Below are 2,545 nucleotides of genomic sequence, written 5' to 3'. Positions count from 1 at the left end.
AAACAGCTGGTCGGTCGTGTACACGCGCAGCATGCCGGCGCGGCGGATCGCGGCGTCGTAGACGTCGTCCGGCCGCGCGAGCACGCCGGACAGGCAGACACCGGCCGTCGCCGCTTCCAGCGACCGCCCGGCCTTGAGCATCAAGGTCGGCTTGCTGCGCGCCGCCGCGCGCGCGGCCGACATGAACTTGCGGGCGTAGCGCACGCTCTCCGCATGCACCAGGATGGCGGACGTGCCGGGATCGCTGGCCAGGTAATCGAGCACGTCGCCGAAGTCGACGTCGGACGATTCGCCCAGCGCGAGGATCGTGGAAAAGCCGACGTTGCGCGTGCGTGCCCAATCGAGCACGCCCGCCATCAGCGCGCCCGATTCGGACACGAACGCGATCCGCCCCGCCGCCGCGCCGCCCATCGCGATGCTCGCGTTCAGGCCGATGCCCGGCGCCAGCAGCCCCGAACTGTTCGGGCCGAGGATGCGCAGCAAATACGGGTTGGCGGCATCGAGCATCGCCTGCTTGATGCTGCGGCCGCGCAGGTCGCGCGCCGTCGACACGCCGGCGCTCATCACGATGGCCGCCCGCGTCCCCAGCTCGCCGAGGCTGCGCACGATGCCGGGGATGGTGGACGGCGGCGTGCAGATGATCGCCAGGTCCGGCGCCGCCGGCAGCCGCGCGACGTCCCGCCAGACCTCCAGGCCGTCCAGCGTCTCGTACTTCGGGTTCACGGGGTACAGCCGCCCCTTGAAGCCCCCTTCGCGCAGGTTGCGCAGCATGGTCGCGCCGACGCTTCCCGGACGTTCGGACGCGCCGACGAGCGCCACCGACTTCGGGGCAAACAGTTGCTTGAGGTTACGTACGCTCATCCACCCGCTCCCAGCCGTGCAAGCCGCTCCACGCGGATTGGCTACACTTGGTTCGACATAGACAGGATGATATCAGCGCTGACACACCATGACGGAAACAAACAGGGAAGAAAGCGGAACAGACGGCGGCTCGCGCAAGGTGATCTACGCGGCGATCCTCGCCAACCTGGGCATCGCCGCCGCCAAGTTCATCGTCGCCGCCATCACCGGCAGCGCGGCGATGCTGGCCGAAGGCATCCACTCCGCCGTCGACACCGGCAACGAATTCCTGTTGCTGGTCGGTGAGCGCAACAGCGAGAAGCCGCCCGACAAGCGGCATCCGTTCGGCTACGGCAAGGCCTTGTATTTCTGGGCGCTGCTCGTCGCGCTGTCCGTGTTCTCGCTGGGCGGCGGATTGTCCATCTACCACGGCATCAGCGCGTTGCGCCATCCGGAGCCGCTGACGGATCCGATGTGGAACTACGTCGTGCTGGGCGTGTCGGCGTGCTTCGAAGGCTATAGCTGGAACGTATCGCGCAAGGCGTTGAACAAGCGGCGCAAGGCGGGCGCCTCGCTGTGGCAGACGGTCCACGCCAGCAAGGACGCCTCCGTGTTCACCGTGTTCATCGAAGACACGGCCGCCCTGCTGGGCCTCGCCATCGCGGCCGCCGGCATCCTGCTCGGCCATGTGTTCGACAGCCCGTATTTCGATCCGGCCGCGTCGGTGCTGATCGGCCTCCTGCTCGTGGGCGCCGCGTTCGCCCTCGCGCGCGAGACCGGCGCGCTGCTCGTGGGCGAAGGCATCGGCACGGACGCCACGCGGCACGTGTGCGAAATCCTGCGCGACGATCCGGCCATCGAGGACGTCGGCAAGCTGCTCAGCATGCAGCTGGGGCCGGACGAAGTCCTGCTGACGGCGGCCGTGCGTTTCAACCGCGGCATGCGCATCGACGAAGTGGAGGCGGCGATCGAGCGCCTGGAGCAGGCGGTGACGGCCGCGTATCCGGCCATCCGCCACATCTATTTCGAATCGGGCGCGCTGCGCTCGGCGATGCGCTGATCGGCCTGCGCGACGGGCAGCGCCCGGAACCGCGGCGAACGGGCGCGGAACTCGCGCAGCAGGCCATCGACGACGGCCGCGGTGTGCAGCCGCAGCACCGCCGGATCGGGATTGCGCTTCGCCACGGCGGACAGCACAGTGCATTCCGCCAGCTGCGCCAGCGCCACCGCGACCCCGTCGCGGCCCGGCATGACGGGCGCGCTGGAAAAGTGCGGGCGCAAGTGGCGGTCCAGCGCGAACGAGCCTTGTACGAGGCGATCCACGCCCATGTCGAAGATCACCCGGTCGATGACCTGCGCGGCCCGTTCGCCTACCTGGCGCTGGCTGCGCATGGTCCGTATCGCGAACATGCGCCTCAACATCCCCGTTCCCGTTTGTTCTCGTTGTAATAACAATATGCTAGCACGCGTGGCCATTCTTGCATCATTTATTGCGCCCTGAATGCATCGAAATGCAACAGTCCATCGTGCTAGAATGCGCCCGATGAAGACCGTAATGCGCTCACTGATTGCCTGGCTGCTGCTGCTCGCCCTGCCCTTCCAGGGCCTGGCCGCGGCACGCATGCTGCCGTCCGTGAGTGCGCCGGCCGTCACGCACGCGACGCCGGTCGCGAAGCACTGCCACGCCACGGCCAGGCCCTGGAAG

General features: G+C 68.1%; 3 protein-coding genes. 1 reads left to right on the top strand and 2 read right to left on the bottom strand.

The features are described from left to right. Window positions 1-861: CoA-binding protein (locus ACEN88_RS29110; RefSeq protein ID WP_413345309.1), on the bottom strand; the 861-nt coding region annotated here is incomplete at its 3' end. 88 nt (window positions 862-949) lie between these two features. Between ACEN88_RS29110 and ACEN88_RS29105 the strand changes: the two genes are divergently transcribed. Continuing rightward, window positions 950-1,900 (top strand): cation diffusion facilitator family transporter, encoded by a 951-nt coding sequence (locus tag ACEN88_RS29105; RefSeq protein WP_413345307.1) that lies wholly within the window; start codon window positions 950-952, stop codon window positions 1,898-1,900. Here the strand turns inward: ACEN88_RS29105 and ACEN88_RS29100 are convergent. Then, window positions 1,861-2,250 (bottom strand): hypothetical protein, encoded by a 390-nt coding sequence (locus tag ACEN88_RS29100; protein WP_413345305.1) that lies wholly within the window; start codon window positions 2,248-2,250, stop codon window positions 1,861-1,863. The two genes, ACEN88_RS29105 and ACEN88_RS29100, sit on opposite strands and share 40 nt — an antisense overlap. Window positions 2,251-2,545: the final 295 nt, after the last annotated feature.

Source organism: Massilia sp. CT11-108 (genome assembly GCF_047302915.1).
In the GTDB taxonomy this organism is placed as follows: Bacteria; Pseudomonadota; Gammaproteobacteria; order Burkholderiales; family Burkholderiaceae_D; genus Telluria; species Telluria orientalis.
This window is presented reverse-complemented; position numbering and strand designations above follow the sequence as displayed.